Here is a 17,372-nt window from a genome sequence, read left to right on the forward strand (position 1 = left end):
TGATGCCGATGGACGATTCGGTGGCCTCCCACCCCGATCGCCCTGTCGGGGGTGTGCTGGTCCTGTCTGACCTGGACGATTACATGGATGGAGAGATCGCAGGCAATAGGGGCCTGCGCGTACATGACACATGAAAGGTGGAATGGCGATGGGCAAGGACCGTAATCCAGAGGATGCCGTAGGCATGGACTCTCAGAAGAGCAGCCGCCCGCAGAGGGACCGCATGCTTGCAGGCGAACTCTACGATGCCTCGGACCCCGAGCTGAGTCGCCTGCGGGTCAAGGCCCACGAGCTCTGCCGTCGCTTCAACGCCTCATCCGAAGAGGAGCGGGACCTGCGCACCCGGATTCTGGATGATCTGGTTCCTGGACACGGCCAGGACGCCGATTTCATGGGGCCCATCTACTTCGATTACGGATGCTTCACCAAACTCGGGTCCCGTATCTTCGCCAATTTCAACTTCACGGTCCTCGATACCTGCCCGGTGGTGATCGGCGATGACGTCATGATTGGCCCCAACGTCACCCTGGCAACCCCGCTGCATCCCCTCCGCTGGCAGGAGCGGAACCTGCGTCGCCATGAGGACGGGTCCCTCTATGACTACGAGTTCGGTGCACCAATCACCATCGGCTCCAACTGCTGGCTGGCCTCGAACGTAACGGTGACCGGTGGGGTCACCATAGGGGAGGGGTCTGTTATCGGGGCCGGGTCCGTGGTGACCCACGATATTCCGGCTAACTCCCTGGCGGTGGGCGTGCCCTGCCGGGTGATACGCACCATCACCGAGGCCGATCGGATGGATTTGCCCGAGCTGGGCCAGTAGCTCCCTACAGGCCCACGACCGCATCCATGCTGGGCGGGGGTGTCGGGTGCCCGACCCCTTGACTTGCCTTAGTCGGCTGAGTGTAGTAATCTGACAAAGTTGTGTGTTTGACCGTAGCCTTGTGCTGCCGGTATGAACACCTGGAACGACTTGGAAAAACAACGTAAAGGGAGTCATCATGGCAGCTCGTTGCGCGGTGTGCGGCAAGGGCCCGCAGACCGGTTACACTGTTTCTCACTCGCATATTCGTAATAAGCGCGTCTTCCGTCCCAACCTGCAGTCGGTGCACACCAAGGTTGACGGGGAGAACGTTCGCGTTCGCGTCTGCGTCAAGTGCCTGAAGGCCGGCAAGGTGCAGCGCGTCGCCGCCTGAGTGCGGTTTTCGTCTTGATTGAACCCCCGGAGCAACAGTCTCCGGGGGTTCTTGCTATACAGGAACACATAGGTTCAAAACGGTCAGAGCGCACCGCGGGGCTCCTTGGAGGCAGGGGTCCCATGAAAATGGTTAGGGTACTTAGGCTACGCCAGCACGGAGCATGAGGCCGAGTCGAATGATGATCTGGTTCCGGTGCAAAGGAGGTGATACGGCATGGCGGCAACAGTCAAGGCAAGCCTGTCCAGCCCCGTATCATCCCTGATGACCAACAAGCGACGGGTGGGAGCCCTGAAATCCCTGGGCATCAACACGGTCCGGGATGCGCTGACATACTACCCGTTCCGTGTCACCGACCCTGTGCCGGTCACCACCATCAGCGGCATCGTCCTGGGGAGGCCTTGTGCCTTTGCCGCCAGGGTGGAGAGTGCCCGGGTGGTGCCCTTGAACGGACGCCGCGGATTCCGCTTCGATGTGGTCGTGGACGATTCCGAGTTCGCGGCACAGCAGGGGCGGCCAGGCCTGGTTGCCCGCCTGGTCTTCTTCTCGCACAGGAAGACCTACATGGACTGGATGTGCATGCGGCTCCGAACCGGGGCCAGGGTGGTCGTGGCCGGTGAACCCGGTACCTACATGGACCAACTCCAGTTCACCCATCCGGAGACCCTGATCGTCGAGGACCCGGATTCAGGCGAGGGGGGCAGCCTCAAGGCCGATGCGGCCAACGTCCAAGAGGCCCTGGACAGGGTCGCTCGTCCCAGACCTGTCTATCATGCCAACTCACGCATATCGTCCGACCATATCCACGATGTCATCCTTGGATTCATGCGGCTTCTGGCCCAATCTGATACCGGGATTGATTCCAGCGGCGGCGAAGGTGACCAAGATCAGTCCCGGATAGATCCGGAAGCCCTGGGGCATGGCGTTCCTGACATCATTCCCGAACCGGTTCGCGCCGGAAGGGGACTGCTGCATCGGGCCCAGGCCCTGCTGGGCATGCATGATCCGGACTCCTTGAAGGACTTCGGGGATGCCAGGAAGACCTTGCGGTACGAGGAGGCATTCGTCTCGCAGACAGCCCTCCTCCAGACCCGTCAGGAGACCAGAAAGAGCCCGACCTATCCCTGTCGGGATGCCGGGATGGATGCGGCTTCAGACTCCCTGCGTGCACGGTTCATCAAGTCCCTGCCCTTCGAGCTGACCAACGGGCAGAGCCGGGTCATCGAGCAAATCGGCGAGGACATGTGCTGTGACTACCCCATGCAGCGCCTTCTCCAGGGCGAGGTTGGCTCGGGCAAGACCGTGGTGGCCCTGGCCGCCATGCTTCAGGCGGTTGATGCCGGTCACCAAGCGGTTCTGGTGGCCCCCACCCAGGTTCTGGCGGAACAGCACTACGAGTCCATCAAGGGTATGCTGGCCGCCATGGGCACCGAGGTCAGGCCCAAGGGCTCCGGTGGGAAAACCACCCAGGCCGATAACGTGACCATGATCGACATGGGTTCCGACCAGTCCACTGAGATTGAGGACGGCATCCTGCCGCTGGTGCTTCTGACCGGTGGAATGCGGTTGGCGCAGCGGAGGCAGGCCTTGGCGGTTTCGGCCTCGGGCAGGCCATGCATCGTCGTTGCCACCCACGCGGCATTCTCCAAGACCTTCCAGGCACCCAACCTGGCTCTGACCGTGATTGACGAGCAACATCGTTTCGGCGTGGAGCAGCGAGAGGAACTGAGGCGCAAATCGGAGCGCTCACCCCACCTTCTGGTCATGACAGCCACCCCTATACCCCGCACCGCGGCCATGACCTGGTTCGGTGATCTGGACATCTCCACCCTGACCGAGCTGCCCAGCAACCGCAAACCGGTGAAGACCTACGTGGTCTCCGAGAACGATGGGGCCACCATGGGGGGCATGTTCCTTCACCTTCGCGAGCGCATCGAAGCGGGGGAGCGGGCCTACGTGGTATGCGCCCGGATTGACGAGGACGATGACCCCGCCCAGGATGCCGCCGACCAGGGCAAGGGGGCCGGAAAGGGACGGGGAGAGCAGGACAGTCCCCAGCCGGACCTTTACCAGGGCGATACCGATTCGGAGGGGACCAGGGCACCACTGCACTCAGTGGCGGAAATCAGCAGGCGACTTGCCGACCTGCCCCAGTTCCAGGGCATCGGAATAGCCACCCTGACGGGCCGCGACGACGATAGCGCCAAGACCGCCGTGATGGCCGAATTCGCATCGGGGGAGACCCCCCTGCTGGTGGCCACCACGGTCATTGAGGTCGGGGTGGATGTGCCCGAGGCCTCCTGCATTGTCATCTTCGATGCGGACCGGTTCGGTCTTTCCCAGCTTCACCAGCTTCGTGGCCGTGTAGGGCGAGGTGGCACGGACTCATGGGCCTTCCTGGTTTCCAGGGCTCCTGCGGAATCGCCGGCCGCCGAGCGTCTGGAGGTCATCCGCAGCACCACCGACGGGGCCAAAATAGCCGAGGCCGATATCCAGATACGCGGGGCCGGCGATGTACTGGGCGAGGCCCAGTCCGGTGGACGCTCGTCCCTGAAGCTGCTCAGGGTCGTTACCGATGCCAAGATGATCACCCAGGCCCGGCAGGAGGCTTCTGATCTCCTGGAGTCAGACCCGGACCTCAAGGGGCAGGTGGAACTGGCGGGGGCGGTTCTGGACTTCATGCGCGGCAACGAGGGTTTCCTGGTCTCGGCCTGAAAGGACAACTGGATACATGCACATCATTTCCGGCAGATTCAAGGGATTCCCCATCCCTGCAGCTCTCAGAGGCACCCGCCCAACCACCGACCGCACCAAGGAGGCCGTCTTCTCCCATCTGGAGGCCATCGGGGCCGTGGAGGGGGCCAGGGTGCTGGATCTCTATGCAGGCACCGGGGCCTTGGGCTTCGAGGCCCTGTCCCGAGGAGCCGACCTCCTGGAATCTGTGGAGTCATCCGGACGGGCTGCAGGACTCCTGTCCAAGTCAGCGGCCAGGCTGACCCATCATCCTTCCTGGAATCCGGCCATGAGCATCCATGTGAGCAGGGTCAAGGCGGAGCGGTTTGTCAGGCCCCTCCCGGCTGGCACTGATGCCGAGTCGGGTCCTGCCGCAGTCCCCTACGATCTGGTGTTCATGGATCCTCCCTACGACCTGCCCACGGAAGACTGCCAGGAGATTATGGCGGGCCTGGTCAAGGGTGGCCTCGTCGGTCATGATTCGGTGATTGTCCTGGAGCGCTCAGGGCGCTCAGCGTCGCCTCTGCCCCCCTCTGGGTGGGCTGTATCCACATCCAGGTCCTACGGCGAAACCGTGGTCTACTACATCGAATCAGCCGCCGTATAAGGCTTGGGTGCTACAGGATTGGGGTAGCGTTCCGGCTTGAGTCGTTTGGAGCGCCCCTTGCTCCTGATGGTCAGTTCTCCTTGACGGGGTGGGCTCCGTCGGTCCGCCAGCCCAGATCATCCAGGAGGCGGCGATCCTGCTTGTCAAGGGAAGAGCAGTCCAGGCGGGCAACCAGGTCCGGGCGGATTCGGCTGGTTCGCCTGATGGCCTCATCCCGGCGGAAACGATCCACCTTGCCATGGTCGCCGCTTGTCAGGATTTCAGGGACTCCCATACCGCGCCAGGTTGTGGGGCGGGTGTATTGGCGGTATTCCAGAAGGGGTTCGTCGCCGGTGTAGGACTCCTGAACGATGGATTCGGGGTTCCCCATGAATCCGGGCAGAAGGCGGGTTATGGCCTCCAACATGACCGAGACCGCCACCTCGCCACCGTTGAGCACGTAGTCGCCTATCGAGTACTCTCGAACGTCGATGCCCTGACTGCGATAGTAGGTGGGAATCCTGGCGTCGTATCCTTCATAACGACCGCAACCAAAGACCAGCCGGCCGGCATGGGAGAGGGCGGTGGCATCGGCCTGGGTGAAGAGCGGAGCCGAAGGGTTGGGGAAGATGAGGACGGGGCCATCCTCCCCTGACGGGTTCACATGCTCCTGGCCGGCTTCAACCGTGTTCCGGTTCGATTGGCCTGCATCCGCCTCTGCATCGGGCTGGGCTGTGGCTTCCCCGTCGCTGGGCATGGTCAGATTTGCGGGATCAAGACCAAGCAGGTCATCCAGGCACTCGGCCCATACCTCGGGCTTCATGACCATACCTGCCCCGCCTCCCACCGGCGTGCTGTCCACGGAGTGGTGAACGTCGTGGGTCCAGTCGCGCAGATTGTGGGCCTTGATGGTCACCAGGCCCTTCTCCTGAGCCTTGCCCAGCAGGCTGAGGCCGGTTACGTCGAAGTACTCGGGGAAAACGGAGATGATGTCGATCTGCATGGTCATAACTCTACCCAAGGTCTTTCACCCACCGTGTCGAAGATGCGGCCATGGTGAGGTGCTGGGCCTCGATGGTCGGAGCCTTGACGAGGTCGGCGCTCGCTGGAGTGGACAGGGTGTTAGTTTGTAATGTTGGTGTTGGGTGGAGGCGGCCCGGTGTTGGGATGTTGGGTGGGCCGCCTCCAGATGGCCGGAGGGTGGGAACCCTCTTTGTGTGGCCTCTTACTCAGGTGAAGTATTGGTGGTTGTGGGCAGGTTGTGCCGGTGTCGGTTGGCCTTGGCGGTCGCGATGCCGAGCGCGCCTGCGGTGATGAGGAGGATGATGCCTGCGCCTCCGGCGTTGGGCAGGGTGCCGGTGTGCCGGTAGGTGTAGGTGTTGGTGGTGTCGTCGGGCTGGGGTTGCCCGGCCAGTGTCCACCGGACTTGCGCGGGCACGGGGCCCGGGTCGTGGACGGTGGTGGTGGCCTGCCAGGTGCCCGTGCCGGTCTGCCTGAGAGGAAGTGCGACGTTGTCGGTGGGTGTGGGCTGTGGGGGAACGGCGGTCTTGCCGTCGGGGATGGTCTGGCTGGCCGGCATACCCTGAGTGTCGGGCTGTGAGGTGAAGGTGACCGTGTGGCTGCCGGTCCTGGCCTGCAGCGGGTTCTCCTTCGAGCCGGTTGTTTGCGTTCCGGCGGGTGTGGTGGCCCGCCCGGTGGCGAGCGGGTTTGGCGTGGACAGCGGCGTGGGCGTCGCCGTGGCTGTCGTGGGCTGGGTCGCCGCTGCCGGGGACTGCGGTGTTGCGGTAGGTGATGGCATAGCGTTCGGTGCTGTCAGATCCTCATTGGCGACCGGGGATTGACCCCCCCCCCCCGTTGATTTGGGAGTAGGAGGTGGTGCCGTTCTCCTGACGGGAGTCGGTGGCCTGAGCTCCTGTCGCCAGGCCACCGCCCATGACGGAAAGGGCCGCCAGGGTCCCGACAACTGGACGTGCGAAACAACGACTATGGAACGCGTTCCAAATAAGCATGCGACTAAGCACCTCACCAACTCATTTCCTGGCCCAAGTAACAACTACCGACTCGTCCCCAAAACGAAGCCGGAGTGGCCCGGACCTGGAATCACCCCTTCAAAAGTAAACTTACTTGACCCTACCACCCCGTGGTCCCCCCACGCAACGCAGCAGGGGTACGGCGAAAGCAGCTGCCCCGGCTGTTCCCCGGTAGGAGTAAGGTCTGGCTGGTTCTCAGATGGAGTCCAACCGGTGAGAGGTGAGGGGGCTATCCGGGAGGGGGCGAGGAGAGCCGGTTCGTATGTCGGGATCATGTTCCTTGCGAGGAGGAAGCACGGAAGCCGGCCTGGCCTTCAACGCAGCAGACTGATTCCGGTCCAGACGGCCCAGAGGGCGGCCAGACCCAGATATGGCCACCAGTGTGACTTGGTCACGGCCGCGAATTCCCGGATGAACGCCGTGGGCCAGTAGTAGCCCTTGGTGTGGGAGCCGACCCCATCGGCCTTGAGACCCACCTTGCTGGCATATTCGCTGGCGCGGAAAACGTGGTAGTCGCTGGTCACCAGGGCCACCCGATATTCCTGCGGCCCCCTGCCGGCCCTGTACAGGTCGTCCAGAATCCCCTTGGAATAGCGGAGGTTCTCCATGGTTGTGGTTGATCTGTTTTCCATGATGATGGCCTCAGCCGGTACTCCGCAGGAGTTCATCAGGTAGTTCGACATGGCCTGGGCCTCGCTTACCTCCTCGTCGGGACCCTGTCCGCCCGAGACCACGAATCTGCCTTGCTTGCCCTGTTTCCGCCAGAGCTGTAGGGCCTTGTCGAGCCGACCACGGAGGAGTGGGGTGGGCTGGTCCCCGTTCAGTCCGGCACCGTGCACGATGATGTAGTCGTACCGCCGCTTGCGGGGGAGTGCCCGGTAGAGCCAGGAGTAAAGCAGAAGGGCCACGAAGGAGAAGAAGAACCAGGTGCCCTCAAGGCTGACGAGCCCCGCAGGAACCAGACACCAGCGGGGGGCGTCGAGGATGAGCAGGAGGGGGGAGAGCAGCAGGTAGACGGCCAGGGCCAGGGCCAGGAGGGCTGGTAGAAGAGTGGTCAGGGAGACACCTTCGCGCCGGGTGACGATGACCGTGTTGGCCAGGAGAAAGGCCACGACGAGGATGGGTGTGAGAATCACCAGGCCGACAATGGGCAGAATCAACCATCGCAAACCGAATTGCAGGACCAGGGTTCCGCTCAGGAACACCAGGAAGAGAAGGAGCCAGATGGCGTTGCGGAATTGCCTGGGTTCACGGTGCAGGCCAAACAGGAGGAAGAGGCCCGAGATGATGGTGGGGGAATAGAGCAGGAGCAGCTGAGGGATATTGATCATGCCATACACCTGGTTTCGTGTCCGGAGAGGGTTCTACTCCATAGCCTACCCAGGTCGGGTGCAAATGTGTGTGCTGAGGTTGGTGCGGCGTGCTTACAGGGTTTACGGGTGCTTACGCAACATGCGGCCATCCTGGCGGGCGAAAGCGGATGGTGCCTTTACCCTGTCTCAGCCCAGTCCCGGCAGAAGACCGCCCGGCGGATCGATGGTGACATACCCCTCGTCAGGGTTGACTTCGGGCACCAACTGCTCGACGAAGGGAATCAGGCCGGTTGCGGGGCTGTCGTCAGCAGTCTGTCGGCCCGAGGGCGAATCACCGGAACGGCCCGGAAGGGAGTCATCGTTCCCTGCGGCAGGGGAGGGGGATCCCATCTCGATATCAAGTTGTTGCTGGGCCGAACCGTCCAGCACATCCCTGACCCTGCCGACAACCTCGCCCCCCGGTAGTCCGAGCCCGTTGCCCTGGGCCATACGAACCTCCAGGCCAATCAGATCGGTGAGGTACCAGGCATCATCGTCGGCCAGGTCCTCGGCCGGATCGACCTCCACATAGAGCTCCGTGCCGTTCAGGGCCTCGGAAGCGTTCCTGTCATCGACACCCTCGAAGAGAACGATCCAGCGTTGCTTGAACCGCCGCGAGCGAACAACCGTGAAGACCTGACCATCCCTGGTCTCCAATTGGGCTCCGGGCGAGAACCGCCTCTCCGGCTCGTCCGTATATGAATAGACGTTGACCTCGCCCTTGAGTCCCTGGGCGCGGCCGATACGGCAGACCCTCAGCAACTCGCGTTGCCGAGGGTCTCTGCCGTCACTGCTGTGGTTGGTGGACTGGCTGGAGCTCACCGGCGCACATCCATGATGTCGACGCGCACCTTGTGATCGGCCAGTGCCTGAATCACGGCGCGTATGGCGTTGGCGGTCCTGCCGCCCCTGCCGATAACGCGGCCGATGTCCTCGGGATTGACCCGCACACGGAGCAGTTCGCCCCTGGGGTTCTCGTGGGACTTGACCGATACATCGTCAGGGAAATCCACGATGTTCCTGATCAGGTGCTCAACGGCCTGTGCAAGCATGATAGCCAGCCCTTCCACTCACGTACTGTTACTCCGCAGCTGCGGGGTTCTCCTCGGCGCCGGACTCGGCGGCTTCCTCGACCTGGGCGGCGTCGGCTGCCTCATCGGCCTTGGGGGCTTCCTTCTCGGCGGCGGCCTTGGCCTTGGCCTCAGCCTCGGACTTGGCGGCCTTGAGCTTCTGGGCCTCGTTCTGGGCCTGCTCGATGCGAGCCTGGGCGTCCATCTCGGCCTCGGGCATCTTCAGGGTGCCTTCCTTGCCGGGCAGATCCTTGAACTTCTGCCAGTCGCCGGTGATCTTCAGGAGGTTGAAGACGGGGTCGCTGGGCTGTGCGCCCACACCCAGCCAGTACTGGGCGCGCTCCGAGTCGATCTTGATGGAAGAGGGCTGGGTGTTGGGATCGTAGGTGCCGATCTCCTCGATGACCTTGCCGTCGCGCTTCTTGCGGGAATCGACCACAACCACGCGGTAGAAGGCGTAGAACTTCTTGCCCATTCTCTTCAGACGAATCTTGGTTGCCAAAATGGCTCTCCTTGTATTTGGTGCGCCTGGCAACGTCTCCATGTGGGGCATGGTGGCGCTGTTCGGCATGTTCCTCATGCGCCAGCGGCTTGAGAGGGCACCGTCGGACATGAATAACAGCAAAAGTATACCTCAAGAGGCGGATATGGGTTCCCCTGCCGTCGCAGGGCCGCTTGTTTCCCGGGGCGACCCTGGCGGTCAGGGCAGAATCAGGTCGGCCACCAGTCCGCGGTGGTCGGTGCCGGGGACGCCGATGGCGCGCAGGCCACCGACCCTGATGCCCTGACTGATGAGGATGTGGTCGATTTCAATCAGGGGCGGTAACCCCATCACCTGGTATGGGAAGGTGGGGTGGAGGCCCCTGCCCAGCGAAAGCGAGGCGTCCCTGAGGTTGCCTGCGGCCAGCATGGACCGGAAGGTCGGATGGTGGATGTTGGCGTTGCAGTCACCCATGATGATGGTGAAGGCTGGTTTGGTGCCGGGCCTGTCTTCGGATGAGGTCCCCTCGGTAGGCACCTCCGCCCCGTTGATCAGGGCCAGCCGCTCTATGCCTTGGCCCCACTGCCGGGCTCCGCGCTGTGGTGAGCGGGGATGGACCGAGGCCAGACGCACCGGGCCGGCTGCGGTGTTCACCCTCATGGTGGGGACGGATGAGGCCTCCAGATCAATGGCGGCACGACGGGAATCCTCGGGGGTCGTGCGTGAGAAGAGGACATTGCGCCCCCCATTGTCCACCTCGGTGGGGGAACCCTCCACCAGATGGGGGAGGGTGGCCCGCAAGCCTGCCTTTTCCAGACGATTCAAGAGGGAGGAGTCAACCTCTTGCAAGGCCAGGATGTCTATATGGTGCCGCCGGACCTGGTCCACGATGGATTGTGGGTCGGCCTTTCCGTACCGGCAATTCAGGGTCATGACCGACAGGGTTGCAACCGATGCCGGGTCGGAGACCCGATTGCGGTTTTCACTCCTCCCTATGACGCTACGTGGGCCGGACCCTGTCCGGTACCCCAGGTGCCATACGGAAACCAGGGTCAGCTCCACCAGTGCCAGGGCGGTCTGTGGCCATGCCTGAATCAGGATGGCCCAGACCAAGAGAACCAGGAGTGGGGCCGAAAGCAGGTCGATCAGGGCGATCAGCTCCACCAATGGACGGTGCCTGTCGGCTCCGGCCGGAAGATATCGCAGGGCCATCCACAGGGCGATGAACGTCAGGAAAATCCAAAGGAGGGTATTCACGAGGAATCTCCTGAGGAGGGGTCAGTTGGCACCGAAGAGACCACCCAGTCCGCCACCCAGGTTGGGGGGCAGGTCGGGCATCCCCTCGGGCATTTGAGGGGTCTGGGGCTGCTTGGCGAAGGCGGAACCGCCGGATGTGCCGCCCTTGCCTGACAGGCGGTCGCGCAAGGCCTTCTCCTCGGCCTCACGCTTCATGGGATTGCCGGACCGGGACCCCTTCTTTTTCTTGCCCTTCTTGCCGGCCTTGCCCTTGCCTCCGATGCCTGCTCCACCCATGCCGGGTATGGAACGGGCGCCGTTGGTCATCCTCTTCATCATCTTGGCGGCCTGCTCGAATCGTTGCAGGAGTCCGTTCACGGCCGAGACCGTGGTGCCTGCACCGTAGGCTATACGGGCCCTTCTGGAACCGTCGATGATCTTGGGGTTGCGTCGCTCCTCCGGAGTCATGGACTGGATGATGGCCTGGGTGCGGTCGACCTCCTTCTCGTCGAACTGCTCCAGTTCCTTGCGGTGCTGGGCCATACCCGGGATCATGCCCAGGATGCTCTTGAAGGATCCAAGCTTGCGGACCTGCTGGAGCTGTTCAAGGAAGTCGTCCAGGCCGAAGCTGCCCTCCGACATCTTCCCGGCCGCCTTGCGGGCCTCCTCCTCGTCGAACTCGCGCTGGGCCTGCTCGATCAGGGTCAGGATGTCGCCCATGTCGAGGATGCGGGATGCCATCCTGTCGGGGTGGAAGACCTCGAAGTCCTTCAGTCCCTCGCCGTTGGAGGCGAAGAGGATGGGCTTGCCGGTGACCGAGGCCACGGACAGGGCGGCACCGCCACGGGCATCGCCATCCAACTTCGACAGGACGACTCCGGTGAAGTCGACCCCCTTGTTGAAGGCCTCGGCCGTGGCGACTGCATCCTGGCCAATCATGGCGTCGATGACGAAGAGTATCTCGTCGGGATTCACGGCATCGCGGATGTTGCGTGCCTGTTCCATCAGCTCCTGGTCCACGCCCAGACGACCGGCCGTATCGATGATGACCACGTCGTAGAGCTTCTCCTGGGCCAGTCGGACCGAGTCACGGGCCACCTGCACCGGGTCGCCCTGAGCCTGGCCGGGGGAGACCACATCGGAGCTCTCGCTCTGCACGCCGGGTTCGGGGGCGTAGACGGGCACCCCGGCCCGTTCGCCGACCACCTGGAGCTGGGTCACGGCGTTGGGGCGCTGAAGGTCGGCGGCCACCAGGAGCGGGGTGTGTCCGGCATCCTTGAGCCAGTATCCCAGCTTCCCCGCCAGGGTGGTCTTGCCTGCACCCTGAAGGCCGGCGAGCATGATGACCGTGGGCGGGTTCTTGGCGAAGTTGAGGGGTCGATCCACCCCGGATCCCAGGATTCCCGTCAGCTCCTCGTACACGATGGAGACGACCTGCTGAGCGGGGTTCAGCGCCTTGGAGACCTCTTCGCCCAGTGCCCGTTCGCGGATGCGGGCAGTGAAGGAACGCACCACATCCAAAGAGACATCGGCATCCAGGAGGGCGCGGCGAATCTCACGGATGGTCCCGTCGATATCCGCCTCGGTCAGTTTGCCCTTGGAACGCAGGTGGGTGAAGGCCTGTGAGAGCCGGTCGGTCAAAGATGAAAAAGCTGCCATAAGCACCCAAGTCTAACCGCTGACCGGGAGATTCGCCCTTGGGTTGCGGCACGGTCCGTCAATCCGTGGTGGCGGGCCTCGTCTATGCTAATGGTTAGCGAATCCTTTCGATGATTCGTGACGGGCAAGAGTGCCCGATGGTTCCGCCGATGTAGGTGACCAGCGTGATTCGAAAGGCTTGGCAGGATGCCCGCCCTGCGGATAAAAGGAGAAAACCGATGAACCCCGGAAATACGCCCATTACAGGACCATCTGGTCTGGAAGCGCTCATGATGCCCTCCGACTACCGGCCTCGTTGCATCAATGCAGAGAACCCGCATGGCGGAAAAGGGCAGGCCGCCCAGACCGCCAGCAAGCTGGGACCCTCCCGGAAGGGCACCCCCTGCCTGAACGATATACCGGCGGGGAGCCGCACTGTCCTGGCCGATGTGGATGGGCCTGGCATCATCCGCCATATCTGGATGACCGTCACCGATGCGACCTCGCCCACCGGGCCCAATGTGCTTCGAAACCTCATACTGGAGTGGTACTGGGATGGCGAGGGAACCCCCTCGGTCTCGGTCCCGCTGGGTGATTTCTTCTGCTGCGGCCATGCCCAGGGTTGCCGGGTTGAATCGGCCGCCATGGCGGTCTACCCCAACCGGGGGTTCAACTGCTTCTTCCCCATGCCCTTCCACACCCACGCCCGCCTGGTGCTGCGCAGCGAGCACAACGAGCCGATTCCCGCCTTCTTCTACCAGATCGATTATGTCGAGACCGACAGCCTCCCCGCGGATGCCATGACCTTCCATGCCCAGTGGCGACGCCAGCGGCTGACCGACCTGGCCGACGACTACACCATTCTCGACGGGGTGGAGGGGAGGGGCTCCTATGTGGGCACCTACCTGGCCCTCACCGCCCTGGAGAGCCGCTGGTGGGGCGAAGGTGAGGTCAAGATGTACCTCGACGGCGACCGGGACTACCCCACCTGGTGCTCGACGGGTTCGGAAGACTACTTCGGCGGGGCCTGGAGTTTCGCGGACCGTGACGAGGCCGGCCGGATGTATGAGCGGACCTACAACGGCACCTACATGGGCTTCCCCCACAGGGCGAAGAACCTGGTGGGAAGGTCCAGCGACTACTGGGATACGGAGACCCCTGTCACCAGAGGGTTCTACCGCTGGCACATACCCGATCCCATCCCCTTCCAGAAGGACATCCGGGTGACCGTGCAGCAGATCGGCGTGGACGAGCAGGGTCTCTTCGAACGACAGGACGACCTTGCCAGCGTGGCCTATTGGTACCAGGGTGAGCCTCACAAGCCCTTCCCGGAGCAGGTGCTGGATACCTCGGAGCGCCACCGCAGGCCAAGGTGAGTCCTGTGGCGGGCCGGACCCGGTCGCGGGTCCGGCCCGCTCTGATATCCACGCACGGCGGCGCGGCCACGTCGGTTCTCAGACTGACGTGCGCTTGTAGAAGGTGGGTTTGCGCAGACTGACCAGGCCGGCGATTTGCTGCCCCTGCTCAATGGCCCCGGTCAGGATGTCGCATGCCGCCGCACAGAGCGGCTGGGGGGTCAGCGGCATTTCGGATATGCCCAGGTGTTCCAATGAACTGCTGGGTGTGCCGGCCGCGCAGGAGATGACCGATACATCGTCGGGGATGACGATGCCCCGTGACTGCAAGGCCCTGACGACCCCCAGCAGTTGTATGGGCCTCACCTCGCTGATGATGGAATCCACCCGGCGGTCCCGTACGGATTCGTAGGTCTGCTCTATGCAGTCCTCGCGGATGGTGCTCTGCTCCGCCTCGGTCAGATGCATGCCGTAGCGCTTGGCCCAGGTGTGCATGCTGTTGCGCATGATCAGCCGGTATGACGACCGCCTCTCGTACTCCTTGCGTGGCCCTTTGAGAAAGATCGGACTGGTCCGGCCCTTGTCGTGGAGGGCCTCGATGGCCATACGGCCCATCAGTTCGAAGTCGAGATCCACGCAGGCCAGGTCACTGTGGTGGCGGGGCAGACCGATGGCGATGCAGGGTCGGCCGTAGGTCGCGGCCTGAGCGGCACGGATGTCATCGTCGACGATGTCCATCAGGATCACCCCATCGGCCAGGTTGCTCCGGGTCACCCTGCGAATGTCCTCCACGCCGTTTTCGGCGGTCAGCAGGAGGGAGTCATACCCCCGTTCGTGCTCCTGGCGGGCCATTTCGATGAAGTAATCCGCATAGGATTCCTTGTTCTGCTTCAATCGGAGCGGGGCGCTCAGGGCCACGATGTTCTTGTGTTCGGAGCGCATCATCCGGGCACCGGCGTTGGGGGCGTAGTCCAGTTCCTTGGCGGCGTTCATGACGCGCTCATAGGTCTGGGGGCGGATGGGGCGCTTCCCCGAAAAGGCATAGGAGACCGTGCTGACCGACACCTTGGCCAGCCTTGCCACATCGCGTATGTCCGACAAGGAATACCCCTTCCACGGGTTGCTATTGGTTCAGGTGCCAGGTGGGTCCGTCGGGGGTGTCTACGATGGCGATACCGGCCTCTTCAAGTTCGTTTCTGATCTGGTCGGCCTGCTTGAAATCCTTGGCCTTGCGGGCCTCGGCCCTCTGGTCGAGTCGAGTGCGGATCAGGGCGTCCAGAGCCTGCTGCATGGGTTCGTCGTCCCGATTCGGGCCTGCCTGGTCGCTCCACTGGTCCGCCAGGGGGTCCAGGCCGAAAACGTCCAGCATGGCCCGCACCTGAAGGAGGGTGCCCCTGAGGTCTTCCAGGGCCTGGTCGCGCTCCGGCCCTGCCGTGGAGTGGTTCCTGTCCAGGTCATCCATGGACGAGTTGGCCGAGCGAATGGTCGAGAAGATGGCGGCCAGGGCGGCAGAGGCGTTGATGTCTTCATTCATGGCCCGGGTGAAGTCGGCGGGCAACCCGTCCGCACCCAGGGTCTCGACCTGGTCGCGCGAGGGTTGCCCGCCCAGGATTGCACCGGCGCGCTCTATGAAGTTGGCGATTCGCCCGTAGGCACCCTGGGCCTCGTGGAGGGTCTGGTCCGACCACTCCAGCATGGAACGGTACTGGACCGATATCAGGGCGTAGCGGACCACCCAGGCCGGATATGCGGACAGGACCTGGTCCACGGAGAGCCCGTTGCCCAGGGACTTGCTCATCTTCTCGCCCTTCTGGGTCACCCAGGCGGTGTGCATCCAGCGATGTGCGAAGCCCCAGCCGGCAGCATGGGACTGGGCCATTTCGTTCTCGTGGTGGGGGAAGCGCAGATCGAGCCCACCTCCATGTATATCGAAGTCGGCTCCCAGATAGCGATGGCTCATGGCCGAGCACTCCAGGTGCCAGCCCGGTCTGCCCGTGCCGAAGGGGGTCTTCCATCGGGCTGTGGACGGATCGGTGGGTTTCGGAGCCTTCCAGAGGGCGAAATCGCGGGGGTTGCGCTTGCCTGCCTCGCCCTGGTCGGCGGGGTTGTAGGGGTCGTCCTGCCCGTCGGCATCCACGCTGGGCCCCATCCGGTCGGCGATGGCGGCCTGCTCATCTGCGGCCTGGGTGCCGGTCTGCTGGTGGGTCAGCTCCCCGTAGTCAGGCCAGGAGGGCACGTCGAAGTAGACGTTGCCCGAAGGGTTCCCCCCGGCGTCGGGTACCACATAGGCATGGCCCCGGTCGATGATGCGCTGGACCAGGTCGATCATGTCGGTGATGTGCCCGGTGGCCCGTGGCTCGTAAGTGGGGGGGAGGGCGCCCAGGGCCTCATATGCCCTGCTGAACTCCCGCTCGTAGATGTAGGCCCGCTCCCACCAGCGCTGACCGGCAGCCGAGGCCTTATCGAGAATCTTGTCGTCGATATCGGTCACATTGCGCACCAGGGTTACCTGGTAGCCCAGGCGCATCAGCCAGCGGCGAATCAGGTCGAAGGCCAGGGTGGTGCGGATATGGCCGATATGGGGTGAGGATTGGACCGTGGCCCCACAGACGTAGATGCCGACCCTGCCTTCTTCTATCGGATGGAAGGGGGTCACCTGATGGGTGGCCGTGTCATAGAGACGCAGATCGGCGGCCGCAAGGCTGACGGAATGCTTGTCATTTTGCGGATGTGAGCTCTTGTCCATAAGCCAGAGCCTATCAAGGCTTGTTGACCGGTGCAGCGTTTCGCGAACACCTTGCCGAATCCTTTCGAATACCTGGTTCAGCCCGGCCGGCAACACCTCCTGACCGGTGGGTCGGAAGGGCTGCAGGCTTCCGGTAGGCAGGTGTGCAAGAATGGAGTCATGGCTAAACCAAGTGTGCTTGTACTGCAGCATGTGGATTGGGAACGGCCGGGTCGCATTCTTGAAAATCTGCAGGACTGCGGGCTGGAGACGAGGATTCTCAACATCGTTGATGAGAAGAAGCCCGAACTGCCCCACTTCAAAGACCTTGCGGGTGTGGTCATCATGGGGGGACCCATGTCGGCCGATGATTACGAACACCACCCCGGGCTCAAGGCGGAGACCAAACTCGCCAGGGCCGCGGTCGGTGCCAACAAACCCTTCCTGGGGATCTGCCTGGGCCATCAGATTCTGGCCAGGGCCCTGGGGGGCGACCTGATCAAAAACAAGCAACCGGAGCATGGCATGGCCCCCATCCGCTGGGTGGGGAATGACGATGACGTTTCCATGTGGAGCAAGCGCACCGATGTCCTTCATTGGCATGGTGACCAGGTCTCTCTGCCGCCCCAGGCAAAGCTCCTGGCACGCTCCAGATACACCGAGGTCCAGGCCTTCCGGTTCGGTTCCGGGCTCGGACTCCAGTTCCACCTTGAGGTGACAGCCCCGCTCTTCGACGAGTGGATGGACGTGCCCCAGATGACCGACGGGTTCAAAAAGTCGCAGATTGCCCAGATGCGGGAGGACTTCCAGCGAAGTCTGTCGCAGATGCAGCCCCTGGCGGATTCGATTTTCTCGGCCTTCGCTGCCCGTTGCCAGACCAATGCGGCTGCCCTGGAGTCCGCCTGAGTCCATCCACGCGGGGAGATGAGCCACTGCTCGGTCTGCGCCTGCCGGTGAGTGGTTCCCCGAA

17 protein-coding genes are annotated in these 17,372 nt (G+C 63.2%); 7 read left to right on the top strand and 10 right to left on the bottom strand.

All coding sequences use genetic code 11. The features are described from left to right. Nucleotides 1-8 precede the first annotated feature (8 nt). From H3V08_RS07570 to H3V08_RS00635, 5 genes are all read left to right on the top strand, one after another. Nucleotides 9-134 carry a hypothetical protein gene (locus H3V08_RS07570; protein ID WP_269748699.1) on the top strand — a complete coding sequence of 42 codons (126 nt, stop codon included), beginning with the start codon at nucleotides 9-11 and terminating at the stop codon, nucleotides 132-134. A gap of 14 nt (nucleotides 135-148) precedes the next feature. Beyond that, nucleotides 149-823 carry a sugar O-acetyltransferase gene (locus H3V08_RS00620; protein WP_269748700.1) on the top strand — a complete coding sequence of 225 codons (675 nt, stop codon included), beginning with the start codon at nucleotides 149-151 and terminating at the stop codon, nucleotides 821-823. Nucleotides 824-1,001: 178 nt separating this feature from the next. Then, nucleotides 1,002-1,196, top strand: a complete 195-nt coding sequence (gene rpmB / locus H3V08_RS00625; RefSeq protein ID WP_033491413.1) for a 50S ribosomal protein L28 — start codon at nucleotides 1,002-1,004, stop codon at nucleotides 1,194-1,196. Nucleotides 1,197-1,412: 216 nt separating this feature from the next. Next, the gene (locus H3V08_RS00630; RefSeq protein WP_198181258.1) at nucleotides 1,413-3,911 is read left to right on the top strand and encodes an ATP-dependent DNA helicase RecG; all 2,499 of its coding nucleotides are present in this window, start codon (nucleotides 1,413-1,415) and stop codon (nucleotides 3,909-3,911) included. A 16-nt stretch (nucleotides 3,912-3,927) separates the two neighbouring features. Continuing rightward, nucleotides 3,928-4,536 carry an RsmD family RNA methyltransferase gene (locus H3V08_RS00635; protein WP_198181259.1) on the top strand — a complete coding sequence of 203 codons (609 nt, stop codon included), beginning with the start codon at nucleotides 3,928-3,930 and terminating at the stop codon, nucleotides 4,534-4,536. A gap of 70 nt (nucleotides 4,537-4,606) precedes the next feature. Here the strand turns inward: H3V08_RS00635 and trmD are convergent, their stop codons facing one another. The 8 genes from trmD to ffh all read right to left on the bottom strand — a co-directional run bounded on the left by trmD (nucleotide 4,607) and on the right by ffh (nucleotide 12,343). Continuing rightward, entirely contained in the window at nucleotides 4,607-5,518 is a 912-nt protein-coding gene (trmD, locus tag H3V08_RS00640; RefSeq protein WP_198181260.1) for a tRNA (guanosine(37)-N1)-methyltransferase TrmD, read from the bottom strand. 222 nt (nucleotides 5,519-5,740) lie between these two features. Beyond that, a complete protein-coding gene (locus H3V08_RS00645) occupies nucleotides 5,741-6,313 on the bottom strand; it encodes a hypothetical protein (RefSeq protein WP_198181261.1) in 573 nt (190 codons plus the stop codon). A 546-nt stretch (nucleotides 6,314-6,859) separates the two neighbouring features. Continuing rightward, nucleotides 6,860-7,876 (bottom strand): YdcF family protein, encoded by a 1,017-nt coding sequence (locus tag H3V08_RS00650; RefSeq protein WP_198181262.1) that lies wholly within the window; start codon nucleotides 7,874-7,876, stop codon nucleotides 6,860-6,862. Nucleotides 7,877-8,044: 168 nt separating this feature from the next. Continuing rightward, the gene (gene rimM, locus H3V08_RS00655) at nucleotides 8,045-8,719 is read right to left on the bottom strand and encodes a ribosome maturation factor RimM (RefSeq protein ID WP_198181263.1); all 675 of its coding nucleotides are present in this window, start codon (nucleotides 8,717-8,719) and stop codon (nucleotides 8,045-8,047) included. Next, a complete protein-coding gene (locus tag H3V08_RS00660; RefSeq protein WP_033491689.1) occupies nucleotides 8,716-8,949 on the bottom strand; it encodes an RNA-binding protein in 234 nt (77 codons plus the stop codon). Before H3V08_RS00660 ends, rimM begins: the two co-directional genes overlap by 4 nt. A 28-nt stretch (nucleotides 8,950-8,977) precedes the next feature. After that, nucleotides 8,978-9,469: a 30S ribosomal protein S16 gene (gene rpsP / locus H3V08_RS00665; protein WP_033491638.1), complete on the bottom strand. Its 492-nt coding sequence runs from the start codon at nucleotides 9,467-9,469 to the stop codon at nucleotides 8,978-8,980. A 198-nt stretch (nucleotides 9,470-9,667) separates the two neighbouring features. Then, the gene (locus H3V08_RS00670) at nucleotides 9,668-10,705 is read right to left on the bottom strand and encodes an endonuclease/exonuclease/phosphatase family protein (RefSeq protein WP_198181264.1); all 1,038 of its coding nucleotides are present in this window, start codon (nucleotides 10,703-10,705) and stop codon (nucleotides 9,668-9,670) included. Nucleotides 10,706-10,726: 21 nt separating this feature from the next. Next, nucleotides 10,727-12,343 carry a signal recognition particle protein gene (ffh, locus tag H3V08_RS00675; RefSeq protein ID WP_198181265.1) on the bottom strand — a complete coding sequence of 539 codons (1,617 nt, stop codon included), beginning with the start codon at nucleotides 12,341-12,343 and terminating at the stop codon, nucleotides 10,727-10,729. Nucleotides 12,344-12,561: 218 nt separating this feature from the next. On the opposite strand from ffh, the gene H3V08_RS00680 reads away from it, so the two are divergent. Next, on the top strand, nucleotides 12,562-13,698 hold the full coding sequence (locus tag H3V08_RS00680; protein WP_198181266.1) for a glycoside hydrolase family 172 protein: 1,137 nt from the start codon (nucleotides 12,562-12,564) through the stop codon (nucleotides 13,696-13,698). Between the two features lie 78 nt (nucleotides 13,699-13,776). Here H3V08_RS00680 and H3V08_RS00685 read toward each other — a convergent pair whose 3' ends face one another. Next, nucleotides 13,777-14,778, bottom strand: coding sequence for a LacI family DNA-binding transcriptional regulator (locus H3V08_RS00685; RefSeq protein ID WP_198181267.1), 1,002 nt, complete (start codon nucleotides 14,776-14,778; stop codon nucleotides 13,777-13,779). Nucleotides 14,779-14,800: 22 nt separating this feature from the next. Next, entirely contained in the window at nucleotides 14,801-16,423 is a 1,623-nt protein-coding gene (gene cysS, locus H3V08_RS00690; protein WP_198181268.1) for a cysteine--tRNA ligase, read from the bottom strand. Nucleotides 16,424-16,582: 159 nt separating this feature from the next. On the opposite strand from cysS, the gene H3V08_RS00695 reads away from it, so the two are divergent. Next, the gene (locus H3V08_RS00695) at nucleotides 16,583-17,308 is read left to right on the top strand and encodes a type 1 glutamine amidotransferase (RefSeq protein ID WP_198181269.1); all 726 of its coding nucleotides are present in this window, start codon (nucleotides 16,583-16,585) and stop codon (nucleotides 17,306-17,308) included. Nucleotides 17,309-17,372 lie beyond the last annotated feature (64 nt).

Source organism: Bifidobacterium sp. M0307, assembly GCF_016100445.1.
GTDB classification, from domain to species: Bacteria; Actinomycetota; Actinomycetes; order Actinomycetales; family Bifidobacteriaceae; genus Bombiscardovia; species Bombiscardovia coryneformis.